This window comes from Paenibacillus ihuae (assembly GCF_001368795.1).
Lineage (GTDB): Bacteria > Bacillota > Bacilli > Paenibacillales > Paenibacillaceae > Paenibacillus_AQ > Paenibacillus_AQ ihuae.
The window spans coordinates 1,207,728-1,211,173 of record NZ_LN831198.1 but is presented as its reverse complement, the minus strand read 5'-3'; the positions used below and the strand labels follow the sequence as shown (position 1 = coordinate 1,211,173).

At 54.9% G+C, this 3,446-nt stretch carries 3 protein-coding genes and 1 pseudogene; all 4 read right to left on the bottom strand.

Annotation, left to right across the window (positions count from 1 at the left end):
• Window positions 1-384: 1-phosphofructokinase family hexose kinase (locus tag AQR02_RS05325; RefSeq protein ID WP_245237142.1), on the bottom strand; the 384-nt coding region annotated here is incomplete at its 3' end.
• 87 nt (window positions 385-471) lie between these two features.
• Window positions 472-1,488, bottom strand: coding sequence for an HRDC domain-containing protein (locus tag AQR02_RS05320; RefSeq protein ID WP_054942003.1), 1,017 nt, complete (start codon window positions 1,486-1,488; stop codon window positions 472-474).
• A gap of 213 nt (window positions 1,489-1,701) precedes the next feature.
• On the bottom strand, window positions 1,702-2,583 hold the full coding sequence (locus AQR02_RS05315; protein ID WP_054939682.1) for an ROK family protein: 882 nt from the start codon (window positions 2,581-2,583) through the stop codon (window positions 1,702-1,704).
• Between the two features lie 199 nt (window positions 2,584-2,782).
• Window positions 2,783-3,446: pseudogene (locus AQR02_RS05310) on the bottom strand (cobyrinate a,c-diamide synthase); the annotation flags it as partial.

The window sequence follows — 3,446 nt, the reverse complement described above, 5'->3', positions numbered from 1 at the left end:
CTCCGTTAAGGCCCGCAGCTGCTCCAGGCACTGCATCCAGTCCCCTTCAATAAAACGCGGACCCGGCATGTCAAAGCGGAACTGCTGGCCCGTTGATTCCTCAACGACGATCAGATTTTCCCGCGTCTGCCCTGAAATGGGGATCTCCTGATGGCGCACGCCCTCCTGCTCAAGCATTTGATGCAGCAATTGTCCATGCAGACCACCCGAGGCATAAAGGGCTAAGGATTCTCCACCCAATCTGCGGATCGCCCGGGCCACATTGATCCCGCCCCCGCCCGGTTTATACGAGGCTTCCCGGCAGCGGAGTTTGTGGTCCGGAACTACCTTTTCAATGCTGGTGCTGGCATCCACACTTGGATTAACTGTTAACGTCACAATCATAAGAATCGCTCCTTTTGTAATCGCGCTTACCAGTATCATAACGCAAATAGGTGCTGATTCCTAAACGGGACGTGATAGAGCACCTGATTAAAAACTCGTCGCAATTCCCATGCCCGCTTCCTGTATACGGCGGTAACGGATGCGGATCAGCCGCAGGCGTTCATAATACAAATCCAGCCCCTCTGCCGGCGAGAAATTCTCCCCGTAAGCTTTATAAAGCGCTGGCTTCAGATAGGAATCACCCATCAGCTCATAGGCAGTCCAAATGCGGTTCTGCTCATCCTCCGTAACTTCCCTTAACTCAAGCTCAATCAGCTTCTCCACTGAATACCCCTCCTTCTCCAGCTCTTCAACAGATTCGAGCACTTCACGGCGGCTGACTCCGCTGGATGCCTTCAGCTGCTCCATGTCCAGACCATTCTCAATGCCCTGAAGCAGGATCCGCCGCAATCGCAAACGTTCCAGCTGCTTCTTATATTTGATCTCTTTCTGCTTAAAAAGCCAAGAGGAGAATTCCTCATCATTTACTGCTTCAAACACCCAATTCAGCGGATAATTGTGCTCCCGGGGTACAGCAGCAGTGATATTCAGCCAATCCCCGCCATGCTGCGAAGCTTTTCCTTCCCCGACACCAGGAATTTGCAGCAGCTCCTCAGGCGTGCGGGGCAGGTAGGCGCTGAGCATACGCAGCAACCGGTTACTGGCAAGAATATACGGCGCTTTACGTTCACTGGATGCCTTGCCCCGGCGCCAGGAGCATAGTTCCTCATAGACAGCCTCATTGCCGTGATGTTCACTGTAATACTGCAGCTGCAGCTGCTCACGGCTGCGCTGGGCCAGGTTTTCCTCATCGTGAAACACACCGTCAATCAGCGGACGGTAGCCGGCCCCCATCTTCACCGCCAGCTCATGCCTGTAGACGCAGAGCATTTCATTCCACGAGCCGCCCTCATACCAGATATGCTCATCCGTTTCAAGACCGCCTGCAAAATCCTTCCATCCCAGGCGCCACACTCCCTCCTCCTCGCCAATCCAAAGCTGGGCAAAAATCTCCTGTTCTACTCCAGATATTCTGCATAAGCGGTTCATAAATACAATCTGCATATCAATCCCTACCTTTCTCGTCTTACAGCAAGCATGATCGCTGCGCCGGCCGGAGGCCCCGGTGTAACCGGAGCCTCCGCAGCTCCAATACATCTTCTGAACGCACAAAAAGCACCTCTTTCACGATAATCGTGAAAGAGGTGCTTCCTCTGAATGCTATACTGTTGAATCCTACAATACCATAAATTTCCGTACAGTCAATCTCTTTTTATGCTACGCTCTGGCGAGTGCCAGCTTGGCAAGACCAAACGCCCCGGAAAGCCCGGCATTGTCGCCAAGCTGCGGCGGAACGATATAGCTGCCGATTTCTGCATTCAGCGCAGGATGCTGGACATACCCGCTGAGCAGCTCCTGCAGCTTGGCATGAATCAGGGGAAACAGCTGGCTCTGCTTCATGACACCGCCGCCCATAACGATTCTTTGCGGAGACAGGATCAGCACATAGTTCATCAGAGCATGGGCCAGATAGTGAGCCTCCATCGCCCAGGCCGGATGATCCGCCGGGAGCTCCCCGGCAGGCTTGCCCCAGCGGCTGCCGATGGCCGGACCCGCAGCCAGGCCTTCCAGGCAATCCCCGTGATAAGGACAGAAGCCGCTGTAAGTATCCTCGGGATGCCGGGGAACGAGAATATGCCCCATTTCCGGATGGGACAAGCCGTGAATCAGCTCTCCTCCGGCAACCGCACCTGCTCCGATGCCTGTTCCGACAGTAATATATAGACAACTGTCCAGTCCTTGCGCAGCGCCCCAAGTATATTCGCCCAGTGCAGCACCGTTCACATCCGTATCGAAACCAACCGGCACCTGAAATTGTCCGGCCACAGCACCGACGAGATTATATCCTCCCCAGTGGGGTTTAGGGGTAGTGGTGATGTGCCCATAGGTGGGACTGCCAAGCACCGGATCAATCGGTCCGAACGAACCAATTCCGATCGCCTCTACATTCTTGCCGGTAAAATAGTCCAGCACCAGACCCATCGTCTCCTGTGGGGTAGTCGTAGGAAAGCTTACCCGCTCGATAATTGTACCGTCTTCATGCCCGACCCCACATACAAACTTTGTTCCCCCTGCTTCAATTGCTCCCAGTATTCTCACTGCAGCAGTCTCCCTTCGTTATGAGCGGCAAAGCCGGATCACCGGCTTCTCCGTTATAATTCCGATAATAAAGCGCTCTACTGAAATAATTATACGTGGCTGCTGTTCATATGACAAGCGGTTGACATATATCTCTGAAAAGCAAAAAAAGATGCTGTTCCATACCCGGAATACCCGGGCAGGCTGCTGCATCCTTCACTTAAAGTCTTTTTCCGCGCAAATAGCTGCGGCATGCCGCCACCAGCCGTGCCGCCGCCGGTAGATGAGAGGCCAGATGAATATGCGTATAGGCAGCCATGACATTCCCCTTGTGATACCCCTCAGGATGAACGCCTCCCCTTCCCTTGGTCTCATAGGCATAGGACCGGGGTTCCCCTGATTCGTAGCTCATCACGGAGTAATGAAATTCATGGCCGCGCAGGCGCTCTCCCTGCTTAAGCAGGGGGCTGTCCTGCAGCGCAGTAACCTCTCGGTAACCGAGTGCCGCACGGCGTTCCTGCATAACTGCATGCGCTGGTATTACCCCAGCCATCTTATGAACAGCTCCGGCACGGTCGGTAAGTGTGCGGGCCAGCACCATGTATCCGCCGCATTCCGCATACAGCGGCATTCCCTGGCCTGCAGCAGCTCTAAGGCCTGTAAGAAAGGTCTCATTGCCGGCAATTTCAGCAGCGAACTCCTCAGGGAAACCGCCGCCGAGGTAAATGCCGTCTGCCTCAGGCGGGATGCCATCTCCGCGCAGCGGGCTGAACTCAACCAGCCGCGCTCCGGCACGAGCCAGCAGTTCCAGATTGTCGGCGTAGTAGAAATTGAACGCGGCATCCCGGGCGACGGCGATGACCGGAGCTGGGTGCGGGAGCTTC